The 18589-nt window shown below is 66.0% G+C and carries 16 protein-coding genes; 1 reads left to right on the forward strand and 15 read right to left on the reverse strand.

The window, feature by feature from the left end; genetic code table 11:
- Window positions 1–43: 43 nt before the first annotated feature.
- The 4 genes from AC4AMJ_RS05085 to AC4AMJ_RS05100 form a co-directional block, all read right to left on the reverse strand.
- Complete coding sequence (locus AC4AMJ_RS05085; RefSeq protein WP_489917431.1) at window positions 44–1426, reverse strand: FAD-binding oxidoreductase; 1383 nt, start codon at window positions 1424–1426, stop codon at window positions 44–46.
- A gap of 306 nt (window positions 1427–1732) precedes the next feature.
- Window positions 1733–2143: a RidA family protein gene (locus AC4AMJ_RS05090; protein ID WP_489917432.1), complete on the reverse strand. Its 411-nt coding sequence runs from the start codon at window positions 2141–2143 to the stop codon at window positions 1733–1735.
- A gap of 113 nt (window positions 2144–2256) precedes the next feature.
- A complete protein-coding gene (locus AC4AMJ_RS05095) occupies window positions 2257–3156 on the reverse strand; it encodes a carbohydrate kinase family protein (protein ID WP_489917433.1) in 900 nt (299 codons plus the stop codon).
- Window positions 3153–3809, reverse strand: a complete 657-nt coding sequence (locus tag AC4AMJ_RS05100) for a class II aldolase/adducin family protein (RefSeq protein WP_489917434.1) — start codon at window positions 3807–3809, stop codon at window positions 3153–3155. The genes AC4AMJ_RS05095 and AC4AMJ_RS05100 overlap by 4 nt, the downstream gene beginning before the upstream one ends.
- A gap of 157 nt (window positions 3810–3966) precedes the next feature.
- Here AC4AMJ_RS05100 and AC4AMJ_RS05105 point away from each other — a divergent pair, with 157 nt between their 5' ends.
- Window positions 3967–4635 (forward strand): DUF6891 domain-containing protein, encoded by a 669-nt coding sequence (locus AC4AMJ_RS05105; RefSeq protein ID WP_489917435.1) that lies wholly within the window; start codon window positions 3967–3969, stop codon window positions 4633–4635.
- A 10-nt stretch (window positions 4636–4645) separates the two neighbouring features.
- Here the strand turns inward: AC4AMJ_RS05105 and AC4AMJ_RS05110 are convergent, their stop codons facing one another.
- The 11 genes from AC4AMJ_RS05110 to AC4AMJ_RS05160 all read right to left on the reverse strand — a co-directional run bounded on the left by AC4AMJ_RS05110 (window position 4646) and on the right by AC4AMJ_RS05160 (window position 18560).
- The gene (locus AC4AMJ_RS05110) at window positions 4646–6430 is read right to left on the reverse strand and encodes a sigma-54-dependent Fis family transcriptional regulator (protein ID WP_489917436.1); all 1785 of its coding nucleotides are present in this window, start codon (window positions 6428–6430) and stop codon (window positions 4646–4648) included.
- Between the two features lie 163 nt (window positions 6431–6593).
- Window positions 6594–8243 (reverse strand): chaperonin GroEL, encoded by a 1650-nt coding sequence (gene groL, locus AC4AMJ_RS05115; protein WP_489917437.1) that lies wholly within the window; start codon window positions 8241–8243, stop codon window positions 6594–6596.
- Between the two features lie 65 nt (window positions 8244–8308).
- Window positions 8309–9334 carry an NAD(P)-dependent alcohol dehydrogenase gene (locus AC4AMJ_RS05120; RefSeq protein WP_489896643.1) on the reverse strand — a complete coding sequence of 342 codons (1026 nt, stop codon included), beginning with the start codon at window positions 9332–9334 and terminating at the stop codon, window positions 8309–8311.
- Window positions 9331–10104 carry an iron-sulfur cluster assembly protein gene (locus tag AC4AMJ_RS05125; protein ID WP_489896642.1) on the reverse strand — a complete coding sequence of 258 codons (774 nt, stop codon included), beginning with the start codon at window positions 10102–10104 and terminating at the stop codon, window positions 9331–9333. The genes AC4AMJ_RS05120 and AC4AMJ_RS05125 overlap by 4 nt, the downstream gene beginning before the upstream one ends.
- Window positions 10101–11147 carry an amidohydrolase family protein gene (locus AC4AMJ_RS05130; protein ID WP_489917438.1) on the reverse strand — a complete coding sequence of 349 codons (1047 nt, stop codon included), beginning with the start codon at window positions 11145–11147 and terminating at the stop codon, window positions 10101–10103. The genes AC4AMJ_RS05125 and AC4AMJ_RS05130 overlap by 4 nt, the downstream gene beginning before the upstream one ends.
- A gap of 110 nt (window positions 11148–11257) precedes the next feature.
- Window positions 11258–11596, reverse strand: coding sequence for a propane 2-monooxygenase effector subunit MimD (gene mimD / locus AC4AMJ_RS05135; RefSeq protein WP_489900999.1), 339 nt, complete (start codon window positions 11594–11596; stop codon window positions 11258–11260).
- A 5-nt stretch (window positions 11597–11601) separates the two neighbouring features.
- Window positions 11602–12708 (reverse strand): aromatic/alkene monooxygenase hydroxylase subunit beta, encoded by a 1107-nt coding sequence (locus AC4AMJ_RS05140; RefSeq protein WP_489896640.1) that lies wholly within the window; start codon window positions 12706–12708, stop codon window positions 11602–11604.
- A gap of 32 nt (window positions 12709–12740) precedes the next feature.
- Entirely contained in the window at window positions 12741–13793 is a 1053-nt protein-coding gene (locus tag AC4AMJ_RS05145; RefSeq protein ID WP_489917439.1) for a 2Fe-2S iron-sulfur cluster-binding protein, read from the reverse strand.
- Window positions 13794–14226: 433 nt separating this feature from the next.
- Window positions 14227–15864, reverse strand: a complete 1638-nt coding sequence (locus AC4AMJ_RS05150) for an aromatic/alkene/methane monooxygenase hydroxylase/oxygenase subunit alpha (protein ID WP_489896638.1) — start codon at window positions 15862–15864, stop codon at window positions 14227–14229.
- 174 nt (window positions 15865–16038) lie between these two features.
- Window positions 16039–17244: a methyl acetate hydrolase AcmB gene (gene acmB / locus AC4AMJ_RS05155; RefSeq protein WP_489917440.1), complete on the reverse strand. Its 1206-nt coding sequence runs from the start codon at window positions 17242–17244 to the stop codon at window positions 16039–16041.
- Between the two features lie 140 nt (window positions 17245–17384).
- The gene (locus AC4AMJ_RS05160; protein ID WP_489917441.1) at window positions 17385–18560 is read right to left on the reverse strand and encodes a pyridoxal phosphate-dependent aminotransferase; all 1176 of its coding nucleotides are present in this window, start codon (window positions 18558–18560) and stop codon (window positions 17385–17387) included.
- Between the last annotated feature and the right edge of the window lie 29 nt (window positions 18561–18589).

Raw genomic sequence — 18589 nt, forward strand, 5'->3', positions numbered from 1 at the left:
CCGGACGCGGGTGCGTCCGGCCGGTCGCCGTGATCGGTATCTGTCAGGCCTGTCGCGCGAACATCCCGGTCGGGTCGTGGCGGCCGCGGATCGCGGCCAGCTGTGCCGCGTCGGCCGCAGACCACAGGCCCGCCAGTTCGTCCGCGGGCATGTGGCCGGCGAAGTTCAGCAGGCCGCCATGCGCCCATGGTGTGACCGCACGGTGCACGGCTGCGACATCGGAAGCCGCCTGATCGGCGAGCGGTCCTGCGGGGACGGCGATCGCGAGAACCCCGAAGGCTGCGTGGCGACCGGCCACGGAGTTGGGGACCCCTTGCGGCGCAGCGATCCTGCCGCCCAACAGTCGGATCTCGACGATGGCCAGCGGACTCGGCACCTGCGGCCCGGCCACGGTGAGCAGCGCGTCGATGGCCTCGGCCGGCAGCTCCCGCAAGGCGCAGCCCCGCTCGATGCTCGGCAGCGGCCCGGGCGGGTCCATGTGGACGGCGTCAAGCGCCGCGACCGGCAGCACGTCGACGTTCTGCAACAGGATCGGGCCGGCGGACATCATCGGTGCCAGCAGCTGCGCGCCGACGGCGGGATCGCCGGTATAGGTGAACCGGACGTGCACCGCGATCTGGCCCTGCAGCGGCGGCGGGAGTTGCGGGTCGGGCGGGAGACGCAGCACCGCCGCCGAGGTCCCCGCCGACTCGGGGAGCGACGGGGCCCACCGCCGCCAGGCGTGCAACACCTGCTCGGCCGCCGAGCCGGCGAAGAATATCCCGCCCCCGTAGAGGGTGACGAGCGGGATCAGCTCGAACTCGATCGCCGTGACGATGCCGCAGCCGTCACGGCCCCCGAGCAGGGCCCAGAAGAGATCAGAGCCCGCACCGGCGTCGACCGTTCGAATCGTGCCGTCGGCGGTCACCACCTCGATGCGACGCACGCGGTCGGCGGCAAAACCGAACTCGCGGGCCAGCGGACTGAGTCCACCGCCCAGCGTGTAGCCGACGACACCGACCGACGACGAGGAGCCGACCAGCCCGGTCAATCCGTGCGGTGCGGTTGCGGCGATGACGTCACGCCAGCGCACACCGGCCCCGATCCGTGCGGTCCGGGCGACCGGGTCCACCTGGATATCGGTCATCCGGGAGGTGGTGACGGTGAGGTAGCCCGCACCCTCGATGACCGGTCCGTGACCGGTGGCCCGCACACCGATGCGCAGCCCGTGTGCCCGGGCGTGACGGACGGCGGCGGCGACGTCGTCGGCCGATGTGGCTCCGACGACGATCGCCGGATTCGGCGCGCTCGCAGCATTGAAGCCCGCCAGTTCGTCGGCATAGGCGGCGTCGCCGGGGGTCAGGACGGGACCGTCGACGATGGCGGCGAGGGTGTCGGTGGCAGCGATGGTCGGGGGGATGTGTTCTTCGGGGGTGGTGATGGACATGGTTTCTCCTTGGCTTTGTGAGATGTGTTGGTGATCAGTGAGTTCGGGTTTCGGTGATCTCGATACGGCTCCTCGCGAGCTCGGTGCCTACTCGATCAGCGGGGGGGGGGGGGGGGGGGGGGGTCCTCGCGAGCTCGGTGCTCCCTGGATCGGTGGTGGGTGTCCTGGCGAACTCGGTGCCTGTCGGTCCGGCGGGGGTTGGCAGCTCGGCTCGGGTGAGGCTGCGGCCCCCCGTGGGTCGAGTAGCCACGAGCCGCCAGGCGAGGGGCGTATCGAGACCGCTCACGGCGACGTGCATCGTGCAGATCAGCGACCGGCCTGCGCGGTGATCTCGACGGCGAGGCCGGGTAAGGACAGCGCGGCGACGCCGATGAGCGCCGCAGGCGGCGTGGCGCCCTGCGCATCGAGGCGTTCGGTCAGGGCTTCGTAGGCGGCGAGCGTGGCCGGTACGTCGGTGGCGTAGACGGTGAGCATGTGTACGTCGGCGAGGGTCATCGACGCGGCCGACAAGATCTCCTCGACGTGGTGCATCGCGAGCGAGAGTTGGGCTGCGACATCACCTTCGTGCAGGACGGTGCCGTCGTCGTCGACGGATGCCTGACCGGCGATGGTGAGGATCTCGCGCGGTGCCGGCCGCAGTTGGGCGTGGTCGAACCGGAACTGCGCGTTCCAGGAGGATGGGTTGATCCGGGTGATCGTGTGCGTTGGTGAGTTCATGCATCAGAGATTCGTCTGGACGCAGAACATTTCCCATCCCGATGACCCGGGGAATTCTCCATCCAGAAATCTGGGGGCCGATCGGCCGATCGTCGTGGGATGCCCCGGGGGCGTCAGTTCGCGACCGACGACCAGGTGAAGTCGCCGTGATCGCTGCCGAGTCCGGTCGCGACGATTCCGGCGACCGCGCAGCCGATCTCGGCGGACTCGAGCAGGTCGAGGTCGTGTCCGCGAGCCGCGAGGAACCCGGCCGAGAACGAGTCGCCGCAGCCACTCGTGTCGACGACGGTGACAGCTTGTGCCGCAGCATGTTCGGCGTTCCCGGACGTCACGACGTGGGCGCCGTCGGCGCCGGCGGTGACCGCGACGCAGACCACACCGAGGTCGATCAGGCGTCGGCATGCGGTGACGAGGTCGCGCTCGCCGGTGAACCCTCGCACCTGATCGTCGTTGGGCAGCAGGTAATCCAGATGCGGCAGAACGGGTTCGATCCAGGTGAGCAGACCGGGGTCGCCGTCGGCGAGGATGTCCGCCGATACAGTGGTTCCGGCGGCCCTGATGTCGGCGAGCAGCGGTGCGAGTTCCGGTGGATTGAGGAGCTCGGGAGCACCGACGTGAACATGATCGACGCCGGTCAGCAGTTCCAGCGGAGCGTGCCCGAGCGGATACGCGAGGTTTGCGCCGGGTAGGTGCAGAGCCGGGCGGTCGCCGTTGCTGCGGATCGGCAGCATGCTCATCGAGGTCGGTTGATCGACGGTCACGAGGTGGTCGGTGTTGACGCCGTGGCGGTTCAACATGGTGGTCAGCACATCGCCCGGATCGTCGGGCCCGATGGCACCGACGGTGTAGACCTCGACGCCGAGTTTGGCCAGGGCGATCGCGGTTCCACCGGCCGGTCCGGCTGCCGACATCCGGATGTTCTGCACGAGCGCGGCGCCCTGTCCGTCGGGGATCTCGTCGACGGGTTGGGCGAGCACATCGAGTACGTGCGCGCCGAAGGTGGCGACCCTCATGCTTTCCTCCCGGGGAACGGTGTGTAGTGACGTCGGAGTGCGGTGGCGACGACCTCGGTGACGTCGTCGGAACTCAGGGTCGCGGGCGGCGCAACGGCGGCCGAACGCAGATAGACCTCGGCCAGCCAGTCGACGAGTTCGATACGGTCGCAGGCCATGTCGAGGTTGTCGCCGTAGGCAACGGAACCGTGGTTGCGCATCAGTGCCGCGGTGCGCTCGGTGAGGGCCGCCGCTACGCCGTCACCGAGGTCATTGCTGCCGAAGACCGCGTACGGTGCCACCCGGATCGAACCCCCGATCAATGCGGCGGTGTAGTGCACGACCGGGAGTTCGTCGACGATGTTGGCCACCGCGATCGATGCGATCGGGTGGGCGTGAGCCACCGCACCGGCCGGGGTGTGGCGGTAAACGTCGAGATGGATGCGTAGTTCCGAGGTCGGTCGGTACTCGGTGTCCTCGATGACCACTCCGTCGAGATCGACGACGACCATCTGGTCGGGTGTGACATCGCCGAGCTGACAGCCCGACGGTGTGAGGACGACCGATTCGCCGACCCGGATGGAGAGGTTGCCGCCCGTGCCGTGGGTCATCCCGGCGTGCGCCAGTCGATGCGCCGCGGCCGCCAGCGATGTTCGTTCCTCGGTGAATCGCACGTTCGAGAGACTACGCGAAGCCCCGTGCGGCAGCTGTGTCATCCGAACGGACGAACTGCCGTCATCGTGGAACCGATTCGACCGCGCCGACGTCCAATGACCATGTCCGATATTCGATCAGACGCGATGAGTGAGGGGCGGAGAAGTGGGGGCATCCATGCGTGACGAGCATCTGGCGGACCTGCGGGGGATGGTCGCGGCGCGGCTGATCCCGGGTTTCACCGAACTCGCCGACATCGAGTCGGATGCACGCGACTGGGCCGAGGATGCCGGGGAACCGGCCGTGGAGGCCGTCGCCGAGGTCCGGCGGATGTGGTGGGCGCGCCGCGAGTCCGAACGCACATGGAGCGACGGCGGCGACTACGGCAGGCTCCGGGCGGCGTTCGACGAACTCGTCACCGACGGCGTGCTCGCATTGATGAACTACTCGTGTTGCACCCGTTGCGCGACAAGGGACATCGATCGCGAACGCACACCTGAACCGGACCAGGATGACTGGTATGGGTTCCGGGAGTGGGCGTATGTGTTCTTTCACGAGCAGGACGCCGAACGGCTCGCCGACGACGATCCTGTTCTCTATCTCGGGTACAGCGCATTCCGGCCGCATCCAACGGTGCCGGAGGCCTTGCTCGACGCGATGTCGGCGGGCGACACGGACGCCGAGCACGCCGTCTACGAGAGCACAGAGACGTTGTTGGGGGAGCAGATCGTCGCAACCCTACGGCGGTCCGGGCTCGACGTCAGGTGGTCGGGGTCGCGCCATGACCGCATCGGTGTCCGCATCAGCGAATGGAGAAAACCCCTACCGCAGAGCGTGACCGGGTGACGGGAGAAGGTCAGACGTCGATGCCGAATTCCTTGATCTTGCGGTAGATGGTGGCACGCGAGATGCCGAGCGCGGCTGCTGCCGTGGCCTTGTTGTTGCCGTTCTCCTCGAGGCTGCGGATGATGGCGTCACGTTCGAGCGCCTCGATACGGGTCAGCTTGTGCCGACTCAGCGACCGGACCGACGGCGGCAGCTGATGGACGTCGATGACACCCGACCGCTGATGGGTGACGACCTCCCGCAGGACCTGGCGGAGTTGGGCGACGTTACCGGGCCAGCTGTACTTGCTGAGCTGCCGCAGCGCCTCGGCGGACACGGTCAGTTCGCGACCCCGCGTCAACTGTCGCAGGAGCATCGGGATCAGATCCTGCAGATCCTCGATGCGGTGCCGCAGCGGCGGGATCGACACGGTGTGGGTGAAGAACGGCAGCACGGTCGCTGCGGCGTCGGTGTCCTGCGACGCGGCGGCGGTGTCGCCGACGGTGATGCCCACCCAACCGGCGCTTTCGCGCCCCTGGAACATGCTCGCGATGTGCGCGAGGGACGGTCCTTCGAGTGCGTCGACATCGCTGAGGATGACGCTGAAGTCGTCACGTTCGAGTTCGCCGGCCAGTGCGTCGAGCGAGGCGGGGAGGAGGAGGTCCTTCGCGGAGAACACCCGGGGATTGCCGTGCGCGAGTGCAGCGCTGGCGCGGAGCACGGTGAGGCGCCCGGACCCGGACTCGCCGGACACCGCGATCCACTCGCCGGCACCGACGTACCGGACGACGTGGTCGCAGCATTGTTGCCACGACGAACTCCGGCCGACCAGGCCCGTAAGGGTGGCTCCGGGGCGGCGTGTCGACGATCGCGGCACCGGTCGCTCACCGGTCTCGACGAGGTGGACATGGAACACCGCCATCCCGGCACGCTCGTCCCAGTACTCGGGCACCGGGGACAGCCGGGCGACCCGCCCGCTCGCCATCGTCGTCACCCCGCGCGATGACGTCGTGTCGAGCGTCTGGTCGACCGCATGCTCGAGCAGCGAGATCTGGTCCTGCGGGTCAACTGCGATTCGTAGGCGTTGATTCATCAACACGACGTCACCGGCGATGGCGAGCACCATCATCTGAGGTGCGCGTCGGCAGGTGGCGAGGTAGGCGTTGAGGAGTCGCGATTCGCGTTCGCTGGCCTGTGACAGCATGCGTTGCTCGATCTGAGCGGTCGCCGACTTCGCGAGGGTCAGCAGCAACGGACCGCCGTCGTCGGCCAGTCCGGTGAGGTCGAGGGCGCCGACCACGGCGCCGGACACGGGATGCACGATCGGCACACCGGCACACGACAACTGCGCAAGGCACCCGGCGTAGTGCTCGGAACCCCGCACGAGGGTGGCCTGCCGGTTCTCCAGGGCCGTACCGATGCCGTTGGTCCCCGCGTGCTCCTCGCTGTAGCTGTAGCCGGGCGCCAGGCTCACCTGGTCGAGCATCTGGTTGAGCGGGCGGTGCGCGGTCGCACGCGACAGGACCACGCCGTCCGCGGAGGTGAGGATGATGCTCACCGGTTCCGCGGACAGGTCGTCGGCCAATTGCCGGATGATGGGTCGCGCGGCCGAGACGAGTGGACTCTCCAGATTGGGTTCTCGGACGAACGGCAGCTCCAGGCGGTCGGCGTGCACATTGAACGCGCGGGACCGACGCCACGAGGTGGAGATGCTGTCACGTACTCCGCCGGAGATGTTGTCGTCGGTCAGGAAGCGTTCACGCGCGGCGGCGACCTCGATGGGCGTTTCGGTCTGGGAGGCGGGCTGCGATCTCACAGAAAACGAACTCCTCTGTGATGTGGATCTCACATCGGTCCGAGTCTAGCCGACTCGGTGGGCCCCGGAATGGGGTGGCTGGACGGTGATGGTGGGGAGGGCCGGCCGCGATCAACGCCGCGAACATGTCGTTCGGATCGCGGCCGGCCCAGCTCGGGGCGCGTCAGTAGATGTTCGAGGGGCGCACCATGCCCTCGGCCAGATCGCCGAAGCCCGGGGCCTCGATGGCGCCGGGGTGGGTGAGCACCTCTTCGACGACGGCGGTCTCGGTGGTGATCAGCAATGCGGCGATCGACGCCGCACTCTCCAGGGCGGCCCGGGTGACCTTGCACGGATCGATGACGCCCTCGTCGAACATATCCCCGTATCCGCCGGTCAAGGCATTGAAGCCGTGGCCGATCGGGAGGCCGGTCACCACCTTCACCACCTCCTCGCCGTCGAAGCCGGCGTTGGTTGCGATCCAGAACAGCGGTTCGGCCAGCGAGCGTCGCACGACATCGATGCCGACCGCCTCGTCGCCGGTGGCCTCGAGAGAGTCGAGGGCGCGATGGGCCTGCGCCAACGCCGTCCCGCCGCCCGAGACGATGCCTGCCTCCACCGCCGCCCGTGTGGCGGCCAGCGCGTCCTCGACCCGGAGCATGCGCTCCTTCAGCTCGACGCTGGTGAAGCCGCCGACCCGGATGACCGCCACCCGCCCGGTCAACCGGGCGATCCGCAGCTCCAGGCTGTCGCGATCGGCATCGATGCGTGCGCGACCCAGTTGCGCCTCGAGATGGGTCACCCGGGCGTCGACGAGTTCCTGACTGCCGTGCGCTCCGACGATGGTGGTCTCGTCCTCGGTGATGGTGACCCGGTCACAGGTGCCGAGGTGTTCGAGCGACACCTCGGACAGCTCGATACCGGTGTCCTTGGCGATCACGTGTCCGCCGAGGGCGACCGCGAGATCTTCGAGCTCGGCGATCCGGCGGTGACCGAATCCGGGGGCACGGACCACGACCGACTGCATCGTCTTGTGCATGTTGCCGCCCACCAACAGCTGGAGCGCGGGGCCGTCGACGTCCTCGGCGAGAACGAGCAGCGGCCGGTCGGCACGCTTGGCCGTCTCGACGGCCGGCATGATCTCCTGCACCGCGGTGATCTTCTTGTTGGTCAGCAGGATGACGGGGGACTCCAGAACCGCTTCCATCCGTTCCGGGTTGGTGACCATGTACCCGGAGATGTAGCCGTGGTCGAACTCGATCCCGTCGACGACCTCGACCCCGAGTCCGAGCGTGTCGCTCTCCTCGGTGGTGATCACGCCGTTCTTGCCCACATACTCGACAGCGCCCGCGATCACCGATCCGATGGCGTCGTCGTCGCTGGCGGCCAGGCTCGCGATCCGTTCCAGGTCGGCTCTGCCGCCGATCTGGACGGCCTGACCCTCGAGCGCCTCGATGACGGTCGCGACGGCGCGCTCGATGCCGCGACGCACCCGCATCGGGTTGGCGCCTTGTTCGACTGCGCGTAGGCCTTCACGAACCATCGCCTGCGCGAGCACGGTCGCGGTGGTGGTGCCGTCGCCGACCACCCCGTTGGTCTTCATGGCGACCTCTTTGACCAGCTGTGCACCCATGTTGGCGAACGGATCCCGCAACTGGATCTCGCGGGCGATGGTGACACCGTCGTTGGTGATCGTGGGGGGACCGGTCAGCTTCTCCAGGACGGCGTTTCGGCCTTTCGGGCCGAGGGTCACCTTGACTGCGTCTGCCAGGGCGTTGACGCCCCGTTCCAGCCGTAGCCGCGCTGCGGCGTTGTAGCGCAACTCTTTGGCCATTGTCATCTACCTTTCGTGGGTGTCTGCTGCTGTGGTGTCTATTGCTCTGGACGTCGGGGCAGGTATCAGGGAACGAGGATGGCCCGCCCGCGCACGCGGCCGGCGTCGAGGTCGTCGATGGCCTGCTGGTAGTCGTCGAGGGCGTACTTGGTCGTGTGTAGCGCGACCTTGCCCTGGGCGGCCAGGGTCATCAGCTCAGTGAGGTCGTTGTAGGACCCGACCAGATTGCCGATGAAATTGATCTCGGTGGAGATGATGTCGATGGTGGGGACGTCGATGTTCTCGCCGTAGCCGACGACGAAGTAGTTGCCCGCCCGGCGCAGCATCGCGACGCCTTCGGCCGTGGCCCCGCCCTCGCCGACGAAGTCCAGCACCGCCTCCGCGCCCTTGCCCTCGGTGAGCTCGAGGACCTTGTCCACGTGGTAGCCGTCGGCGACGATGCCGTGCTGCGCCCCCACCTCGATGGCGAGCTCGACGGCCGCGGGGTTGCGGTCGACGACCACGATGGTGACCCCGGAGATGGCGTTGAGGACCTGAATGCCGATGTGGCCCAACCCTCCTGCACCGATGACGACACAGGTGTCCCCGGGCCTGGTCATCCGCGCCACCTTCGCGGCGGCATGATAGGCGGTCAGACCGGCATCGGCGAGTGCCGCGACGTCTGATGGCTGCAGCGACTCGTCGATCCGCACGACGCTGCGAGCCGTCGTCTTGAGATACTCGGCGTAGCCGCCGTCGGTGTCGATGCCGGGGAAATCACTGTTCTCGCAATGCACGTCGTCGCCGTCGCGGCATGCGTGGCAGAGTCCGCAGGTGATGAGCGGATGCAGGATCACGGTGTCGCCGACCGCGACATTGGTGACCGCGTCACCGATGGCGTGTACCCAGCCGGCATTCTCGTGGCCGATCGTGTATGGCAATGCCACGCCGCTCTTCTCGGCCCACTGGCCTTCGAGGATGTGCAGATCGGTCCGGCACACACCGGCGCCGCCGATCTTCACGATGACGTCGAGGGGACCGGTGATCTGCGGGTCGGGAATGTCGTTGAGCTGCAGCTTGTCGTGGTAGCCGATGACCTGGACGGCCTTCATGATGGGTTCTCCTCGGATCGGAGGTTGGTGATGACGGGCCCGCTGCGGCCGTCGCAGTCGGCGTCGTCGGCGTAGCGGGTGGCGAGCAATCCGCGGCAGAAATGCCCGTTGCCCTCGATCGAGATCCGCACCGACCGCGCGAATCGGAATGCCAGCGCGACGTCGTCGGCCGGTACGGGCTGCCCGTCCTCGTCGACCAGGACGAGGCTGTTGGGGCACAGACTCAGACCCGCGTTGGCCCGGCGGCGCAGCAGCGCCCCTTTTTTCGCCCCGGGGGGCAGATCGCGCAGCGTCAGATGCCCGATCGACTCCATCGTGATCTCACCGCGCGCGAGCAGATCGGAGATGCAGCGCTCCATCGCCGCGGTATGCGCCTTGCGGACGAAGATCGTGCGCAGTTCGTCGAGACTGTCGTCGGCCTCGACACCGAACGTTCCGACATACCCGGACTCCGCGGCCAGACCGGTGTTGATCTTGTCGCTGTCGTGATGATCGTCGAGAAGCACCCGCACGAAACCGATGTCGTCGACATGGTGCAGCGCGTCCTGGGCATCCGATGCCATCAGGTAGGCGAAGTTGGGCGAGCAGAACGAGGTCGGCAACCGCAGGTGCACCGTGACGCCCTCATCGTCGATCACGACCGATCGCACAAAGTTCAGATCGGTGATCGGCTCGTCGAGTTCGGGATCGAGGACGGTGCCGAGTGCCGCGAGGATCGCGTCGACGACCGGTGCCGTCGACGTCGGGCTGCCGGTGGCCAGGGCGGTCATGCCGTCACCGCATCCTTGGCGCCGGCCGCCACCTCCACGCCGGGATCGGCCGCATCCGTGGGGATCTGGAGCTCGCTGGGCACCTTGATGCTGGGATACAACGCGGCCGCGTTGAGGCCCAGGATCTTCTTCTTCTGCTCGACGGTGATCGGGGCGTACTCGGTCATGTCCTCGGGGATCTGGAAGTCGACGAACCGTTCGACGAGCCACTGTGGCGTCCAGAGTGCGTAGTCGGATGCGAAGAGGATCTTGTCCTCGCCGATCCAGTACAGCAGCTCCCCGATGATCTGGGCGAAGTACCGGGGGCGGGTGTGGATGAACGGGATCGCCACGGCGAGACCGCCGTACACGTTGGACTCCTGCGTGGCGATCCAGCAGAAATCCTCCAGGCGAGGCAGGCCGACATGCTCGATGATGAAGTTCAGGTCGAGATAGTCGGTGGCCACCTTGTCGACGTCGGCGACGTCGAAGGCGTCGCGATCCAAAGGCCGGATGGTCGGTCCCTTGTGTACGTGAATGTTCTTGATACCCAGGTCGATGCACTCCTCGAGGTAGCGCCTCGACCACGGGTCGTCCAGTTTGTAACCCCGCGAATCGCCGTGCCATTCGGCGGTGTAGAGCTTGACGCCCTGCAACTGCATGGCGTCGGCGTCCCGGCGCAGCTGCTTGAGGCCCTCTTCGCCGTCACGCGGATCGTAGGCGTGGTTGTAGGTCAATCTGTCCGGGTTGTCCTGGGCCAGCTTGAGCGAATCGTCGACCTGGGCGAATCCGTTGACGTAGAACTCGCGCAGGATGGTGGCCTGGAAGATCGCGTGATCGACCGGGCCGTCCACGAACAGGTCGTTCATCAACCGGTCCGCGCCGTAATAGCAGTAGGTGTCGTAGTCCCACACCTGCTCCTCGGGGCTCAGGTTCCTGTGGTAGTCGTAGAAGCAGTCGATGAACTGCTTGCCGTGTATGTTGCGCTGGTTGGATTCCCGGCCGTCCCACAGGTGGACATGGCCATCGACGATGAAGTACTTCTCGCCGTTCTTCTCGTACATCGGTTCGCTCGCTATCTCTCGGTGGGCTGGGGCTGGAGCTGTGGGCGGGGGTGGCCGGTCGGGTCCACCGCCCGAGGGTGTGGGGAGTCAACCCTCGGGCGGCGAAGCTGTTACGACGAAGCGGTGAGATCGAAACCGATGAACTCGGCCGCGTCCTCGGGGCTGGCGAACAGGATCGTGCGGTCATCGAGGTGCACCATGCGCCCGTAGTGGGTCGAGCTGATCTCCTCGAAGATCGAGCCGTCGAAGTCCTGACCGAGGGCGTCGGTCAGTTCGTCGTAGTCGAAGTCGAGCCTGTTGACCCCGTCCACGCGGATCATCGACGGGTACTCGGTGAGGCTGATCCCTTCCTTGGCGCCCATCACATTCGCCACGACGCGACCGATCGGCGTGTTCATGAGCGTGACACCGCACATGTTGGAGAACTCCGTGTCGGCTCCGAATTGCATTGTGCTCACTGGTCCAACTCCTTGGGGGTTTCGACTTCGATCGAGGCGAGCACGTCGCGGAACTTCGTCGTGGCGTGCTCGAGGCTGGCGGCGAAGGTGACGCTCTTGTCGGCCGGCTGCGACCAGATGGGCTGCAGTGACCGGGCGGCATCCAGGCAACGGGGCACCCACTCCGACATCCACTCCGCGAACAAAGCCTTGTTCTGCTCGCCGAACGTCTCGTCGCGCGCGAGCATCTGGAACAGAGCGCGCGAGTAGTTGAGGTCACGGGAATAGTCGTATTCACCGGTACCGACGATCGTCGGGGTGATGTAGTCGCCGTTGCGGGCGGCCACCTGCATCACCAGTTCCGACCGGAACAATGATCCGACGAGCTGTTCGAACACGATGTTGGTGGCGAACAGCAGCTGGCACCAGTCGCCGATCGCGGTGAGCCTCTCGACTGCCTCCCGAGTGGCCTGCCACTCCGGGGCCGACTGCCAGACCTCCTTGTGTGCAGAGCCGTCGAATCCGTCCTCGGCCTCGGACAGGTCGAGGTTGAACAGCGCCAGGTCCTGTGCGAACCGCAGTTTGTGCGCCGCACTGACCGCCACCGCATTGTTGATCATGTTGGTGGGCGCAGAGCGTTGGATCGAGGTGAACACGTGCAGGCCCATCCCGCTCTCGGCGTGCATCCAGGCGCCCAGGTTGCGTTCGATGAACTTGAGCCAGGAGGAGTTCCAGTTATCGTATGCCCGTGCGCGTTTGGCGTTCTGGAGACACAGGTCCACCTGATGCACCACCGCGGAGTTGTTGCGGTAGATGGTCTGTTCCCATTCCTCGTTCGGATCGAGGAAGGCATGCCAGTTGCTGGACTGGGCGGCAGTCCACTCCTGCGGATAGCCACCGGGGCCGTCACCGAATCCGTAGATCCATCCCTGGGTGAGGTGCCGCTCGGGATCCGGCTGCACGTCGACCGTGACGTCCTCGTACATCGTCGCGCGCTTCTTCGCAGGCGTGTAGTAGCTGTACTTGCGGCTCTTGGAACTCGGGAATTCCTTGGCGCCGGCCTCGGCGTCGGTGAATTCGATGGAGGGGAAGCTACGCTCCCGCGGCTCTGCTGGTGCGGACATACCTTTCGTTCCTGTCGTCTTGCGTTCGCCGGTCAGACGGCCGGTTGTTCGAACGCGGGGCTGGAGAACTTGTCGAAGAAGATCTGGTCTTTGGGTACCCCGGCCTGATCGGCAAGGGCGAGGGCGGCATCCACCATCGGTGGCGGCCCGCAGAAGTACACCTCCGTTCTGGCCAGGTCGGGTTCGCATCGAGAAACGATGTCGGTGACGTTGCCCGTCTCGACCGTCACGCCGTCCGGGGCGTCGTCGGCGGATTCCGACAGGCATGCGGTGAAGCGGAAGTCGTCGAGTGTGGCTCCGAGGGAGATGATCTCGTCGAGATAGAAGAGATCGGCGGGTGTGCGGGCGCCGTAGTAGAAGTGCACCGGTCGACGCAGTCCGGTCTCACTCGCATGCCGGAGCAGGGAGAGGACCGGCGCCATGCCTGCACCGCCACCGATGGCCACGATCGGCAGCACATGACCGTCCTTGATGGTGAACGAGCCGAATGGCCCGGTGAGGCAGATCTCGTCGCCGGCCGCCAACCCCTCGTCGAGCAGGCCGGCGAACAGCCCGCCGGGATACTGCTTGATCAGGAACTCCAGTTTGTCCGGATGTGCCTGCGTGGTGGCCAGCGAGAACGAACGCGTGTGGTCGGTGCCGGGCACCTGCAGGTCGACATACTGACCGGCCTTGAACTCGAATACCTCCGGTTCCACGACATCGAGTCGCAGGGACACGATGTCGCGGGTCACGTGTTCGATGGCGCTGATCCGGGTCGTGACGTCCTGGATCGGAGCGCCGCCGAGCAACTCGTCCTCGTCGAAGTTGAGCAGCTCGATCTCGCAGTCGCTGTAGGCATACGAGCGGCACAGCAGGACATAGCCTTCTTCGGTCTCCGCGTCGTTGCAGGCGAACGTCGAGTAGTCGTCCATCTGGATGTCGCCGTCGAGGACGAACGACTTGCAGGCCGAGCATTGGCCCTCGCGGCAACCGTGCATCAGGTGGATGCCCTGACGAAAGGCGGCGTCGAGGATGGTCTCGTTCTCGCCGACCTCCATCTCGATGTCGACGGGCTCGAAGTTGATGCGGTGGTTGTCTGCCACGGGAACTCCTGTCTGTGCATGAACCGCTGGCTTTCCGCTGGTCGAGTGGCGTAGCGAGACAGCGGGTGTGGCGGGGTGGTCTCGATACGGCCGGCGGTTGGGTGGTGGTCGACCCTTTCCGCTGGTCGAGTAGCCGCGAACGGAGTGAGTGGCTTTTCGAGACCCCTGGGGTGGTGGTCTCGATGCGGTCCTCGCCTGGCGGTTCGGTCCTACTCGACCGGCGGTTGGGGTATCCGACCCTTTTCCGCTGGTCGAGTAGCCGCGAACGGAGTGAGTGGCTTTTCGAGACCCCTGGGGTGGTGGTCTCGATGCGGTCCTCGCCTGGCGGTTCGGTCCTACTCGACCGGCGGTTGGCCTACCCGGCCCTTTTCCGCTGGTCGAGTAGCCGCGAACGGAGTGAGTGGCGTATCGAGACCACCCGACCGGATCTCCCTCAGGCGGGGACGGCCCCGTTGGGATTGGCGCGATAGGCCGCGACATGGGCTTCGCGGTCAACATCCGACATCTCGTTCAGCAGCACGTTCGGACTCTGGAAGACATTGCCGCGCACATCGTCGAGCGTCCACATCTTCTTCGGATCGAGATCCAGGTGTGGCTGCGGGATCAGCGTCTTGCCGTCGTCGCGGACATAGCCGAGATCGGTGATGATGTCAGCGAGATCCTTGCCGTGATGCAGCGTCTCCCATTCACGGAAACCGGTGAGCCGACCCATGTTCGGGGTCTCGCGGCCTTCGTACTCGGCCCGGAACGCGACCGCGTCGGTCCAATAGCAGGTCTCCGAGCAGTAGGTGCGCCACTGTCCGTCGACCTTCTCGACCACCATGTCCTCGCGGATGAGGGCCGGGACCATGCACGTCCAGCACCGGTGCGGGTACTCATAACCCACGTCCTCGAAGGCGATCGGCTTGTTGCGGCCGGGGTAGGCGAGACGGTTGTAGTTCTCCCACCACTTGCCGAACTTGTTGTACCAGCCGGGGTACTTCTCCTCGAACCACTCGAAGTCCTTGTCGGTCATGGCGTCGATGCGCCAGTAGTTGACCGGCCAACCGGTGGCGAAGAACCGTGCCACCTCGTGCACGTAATGCTTGTTGACGATCCGGTTCCAGGCTTCCTCGACGAGGTCGTGCGGGATGGTCAGACCGTACTTCTCCAGCGGCAGAAGGTAACTGCGGTAGTAGTCGTCATAGATCCACCGCCGCCACATCTCCGCGTAGCTCTCCCGGTCCTTACGACGGTCCTTGGTGCCGTACTCGATGAAGGTGCCGATCGCCGCGTCGACGACGCAGTGGTTGTTCCACCACGCGTACCGCAGATCACGTTCCAGCAGTGGACGATTGCGCTCGTCAGCCAACGCCATCAGCAGGATGGAGTAGCCGTTGGAGATGTGCCGCGACTCGTCGGACTGTACCGAGTGGAACACCGTGGGCAGCAGATAATCACCGTTCGCCGCGGCCTCGTCGGGCATCGCGACGAACAGGGTGTTGGTGAACGCGGTCTCGGCGACGACGGTGAGATAGATGTTCGCCGCGGTGATCGCGTCGCCGGTGATGAATCCTTCACCGAACTGTCGGCCGATGGTGCCCGCGTAGTTGTTGGCGAATGCCTTCTCGGTGATGTCGAAGCCTGCCGGGTCGATGTAGTTGTTCATGTACAGCTTCTTGAGGTTCATCTGGATCGTCGAATGACGAACCTCGTCGATCATCTGTACGGCGAGCCCGTTGTGGATCTCCGGGTTGGGCACCGCATCGATGGCCATGGGCATCGCGCGAGCGGCCGAGATCTCCGGGAACGGGATGATCGACAGGAACAACTTCTGCCATTCCAGCCACCGCTCCTGGACCTGGCGGAACATGTTGCCGCGGATGGCGCCGTCCATCGCGCCGTAGACGCGGTTGTCCTTCTCCTCCTCCATCGGGAAGTAGGACCGCATGATCTGTTTGAGCGGATCCTTCTTCGGGGCCTTCTCAAACGTGTAGTCGGTCCCGAATCGTGTGGCCGGTGTGGCAAAGGTGGGTTCCCACGACAATTCGGTGATCTTTGCATGTGCTTTGGTCAAGCTCTGCCTGCTCAATGTGGCCTCCTCGTGAGAAGGCCGGCGCGGTGCCGGCCTGCTTGGCTGGAGCGCCTTTGATACAACAGTGTGAGTCAGGTCATATCCGTCTCACTGTGAGACACGAAGCACATTTGATGAGATGAATCCGGAATTGCCGGACGTGTGGATGGCGATCTCAGGTTCCGTGTGTCTTCAGGTCGTCACCGCCCGATATACGGCCGTCTCGAAGTCCAGGTACCCACCCACCGATGTCGGGTCGGCGAAAGGGAAGATCTGAGTGGCCCAGAATCCGCCGATCTTGGTCCTGCGATCGATCCAGTAGTAGAGATTCGCCAGACCCGCCCAGGCGAGTGAACCAGCTGGTCGGCCGGTCGGGGCGTCCTCGTCGTTGATCATGAAACTCAACGCCCAGGACTTGGGCATGCCGGGGAAGAATTCGGCATCGTTAGACAGTGCCGGAATCACCCCGGGCAGCATCGTCACCCGCAGGTCACCGATGTGATTCTGCTCGGCGTCGGCGATCGTGTCGGGCCGCAGGATCTGGTCGCCGCCGTCGGACAGGCCGTCGTTGAGCCACATCCGCATGAAGGTCAGGTAGTCGCGCACCGTCGAGTAGAGGCCGTGGCCGCCCATGTGCACCTCGGGATCCTCCGGCAGCGCCCACTTGTGATTGGCGGACAGTGAACCGTCCTCGCGCCGATGGTGCATGACGGCGCGGCGACCGGTCATCTCGCCGGTGAGGGTGAACGACGTGTCGGACATCCCGAGCGGCGAGAACACCCGTTCGGACATCACCTCGCCGAGGCGCTTGCCGGTGATGCCTTCGACGACCAGCCCGGCCCAGTCGATGTTGCTGCCGTAGCACCACTCGGTGCCCGGATCGAAGAGCAGCGGTGTTGCCAGCGACTCCCGGGTGGCGGTGATGATCCCGGGCACGCCGTGGTCACGGGTGAGGCGAAGGTAGGTCTCGTTGAAGAAGTCGTACCCGAAACCGGCTGTGTGGGTGAGGAGGTGACGGGTCGTGACCGGAGTATTCGGCGCCCGCAGGCGTGGGTTGCCGGCATCATCGAAACCGTCGATCACTGCCACGTTGCCCAGGCGCGGCGCGTACTCCGCGGCCGGCGCATCGAGGTCGAGCCGCCCGTCCTCGACGAGCTGGAGTGCCACGGTCGCGGTGATGGCCTTGGTGGTGGAGAAGATGGCGAAGATGCTGTCGGTGGTCATGGCGTCGTCGCCGTCGATGGCGCGAACACCGCCCGCACGCAGCGACAGCATTTCCTTGTCGGTGGTGACTCCGGCGACGACTCCGGGAACCCTCGGCGTACCCGACACTGCGGCCGCGATCACCTCGTCGACCGCATCGCCGATCCTGTGGGGGTCGATGGTCGGTGTGCTCATGTGCTGCCATCCTCTCTGATGTGCTGCGTCACCTGTCGACACTAGGGTCAGCGGCGGCGTTCGGGAACTGCCGAACCGGACAGGTCGCATCGGCCCGAGTGGCGGCGTTTCGCGGGTCCACGGGGGGTTCTGTCCAACGATCAGTGCCGCAGCGATGCCACGAATTCGCCGAGCCTGTGGAGGCCTTCGGTCAACTCGTCGGTCGAGGCCGCGTATGACAACCGGATGTGATCGTCGGCCGTATGATGCCCGAAATCCTTTCCCGGCGTGAGGGAGACATGTGCCTCGCGCAGCGCGCGATCGCAGAATTCGGCTGAGGTGAGCCCGGTGCCGCCGACGTCGATGTAGACGTAGAAGGCGCCGTCGGGCACCACGGGCACGTCGAGTCCGATCCGGGCCAAGCCATCGACGACGAGGTCACGGCGAATCCGGAACTCCTCGCGGCGTGCCTCGGTCAGGGCGAGGGACTCGTCGGTGAAGCAGGTCAGGGCAGCATGTTGGGCCGGCGTGGGCGGGCAGATGTAGAAGTTCTGCGCGAGGCGTTCCATGACCCCGACGAGCTCGTCGGGCACGATGCACCAGCCGAGGCGCCAGCCCGTCATGCCGAAGTATTTGGAGAAACTGTTGATCACGACCGCGCCGGGATCAGCGGCCAGGATGCTGCTCGGCGGGCGGCCGGCCGTATCGTCCGCGAGGCCGAGGTAGATCTCATCGACGATGCGCCATCCGCCACGACCGGCCACGTCGGCGCACAGCCGGCTCAGTTCGTCGTAGGGCACCGACGTCCCGGTCGGATTCGACGGCGACGCGACCATCACACCGCGGGTGTGCTCACCCCACGCGTCGGCGACGAGGTCGGTGGTCAACTGGAAGCGCGTCGCCGGTGTGGTGGGTATCAGGCGCACGCGAGCGCCATAGCTCTCGGCGAACTGGCGGTTACACGGATAGGAGGGATCGGCGACCAGAACCTCGTCGCCGGGGTCGATCAATGCCGCACAGCTCAGCAGAAGGGCAGCGGACGCGCCTGACGTCACCACCACGCGGTGGGAATCGACGTCGCAACCGAACCGGCGGGAGTAGAACTCGGCGATCGCCGCCCGCAGTTCCGGTAACCCCAGCGCTGCGGTGTAGCTGAGTGGGCGGCCGTCGGTGAGATCGCGGACCGCAGCGAGAAACGCTGGTGGGGCACCGAAGTCGGGCTCACCGATACTCAGCTTCACCACGTGGTGGCCGTCTGCCTCGATTGCCGCGGCGCGCTTGGCGAACTCCATCGCATAGAACGGCGCGACCGCCTCGGCGCGCTGGGAGATCCTCATGGCGTCATTGTGCTCTTCGGAGGATTCCC

This window comes from Gordonia sp. LMA484 (genome assembly GCF_058129505.1).

Coding starts and splice junctions, on each gene's coding strand:
- AC4AMJ_RS05085 (WP_489917431.1), bottom strand. CDS start 1,426: ATGTCCATCACCACCCCCGAAGAACACATCCCCCCGACCATCGCTGCC.
- AC4AMJ_RS05090 (WP_489917432.1), bottom strand. CDS start 2,143: ATGAACTCACCAACGCACACGATCACCCGGATCAACCCATCCTCCTGG.
- AC4AMJ_RS05095 (WP_489917433.1), bottom strand. CDS start 3,156: ATGAGGGTCGCCACCTTCGGCGCGCACGTACTCGATGTGCTCGCCCAA.
- AC4AMJ_RS05105 (WP_489917435.1), top strand. CDS start 3,967: ATGCGTGACGAGCATCTGGCGGACCTGCGGGGGATGGTCGCGGCGCGG.
- groL (WP_489917437.1), bottom strand. CDS start 8,243: ATGGCCAAAGAGTTGCGCTACAACGCCGCAGCGCGGCTACGGCTGGAA.
- AC4AMJ_RS05120 (WP_489896643.1), bottom strand. CDS start 9,334: ATGAAGGCCGTCCAGGTCATCGGCTACCACGACAAGCTGCAGCTCAAC.
- AC4AMJ_RS05125 (WP_489896642.1), bottom strand. CDS start 10,104: ATGACCGCCCTGGCCACCGGCAGCCCGACGTCGACGGCACCGGTCGTC.
- AC4AMJ_RS05130 (WP_489917438.1), bottom strand. CDS start 11,147: ATGTACGAGAAGAACGGCGAGAAGTACTTCATCGTCGATGGCCATGTC.
- mimD (WP_489900999.1), bottom strand. CDS start 11,596: ATGCAATTCGGAGCCGACACGGAGTTCTCCAACATGTGCGGTGTCACG.
- AC4AMJ_RS05140 (WP_489896640.1), bottom strand. CDS start 12,708: ATGTCCGCACCAGCAGAGCCGCGGGAGCGTAGCTTCCCCTCCATCGAA.
- acmB (WP_489917440.1), bottom strand. CDS start 17,244: ATGAGCACACCGACCATCGACCCCCACAGGATCGGCGATGCGGTCGAC.
- AC4AMJ_RS05160 (WP_489917441.1), bottom strand. CDS start 18,560: ATGAGGATCTCCCAGCGCGCCGAGGCGGTCGCGCCGTTCTATGCGATG.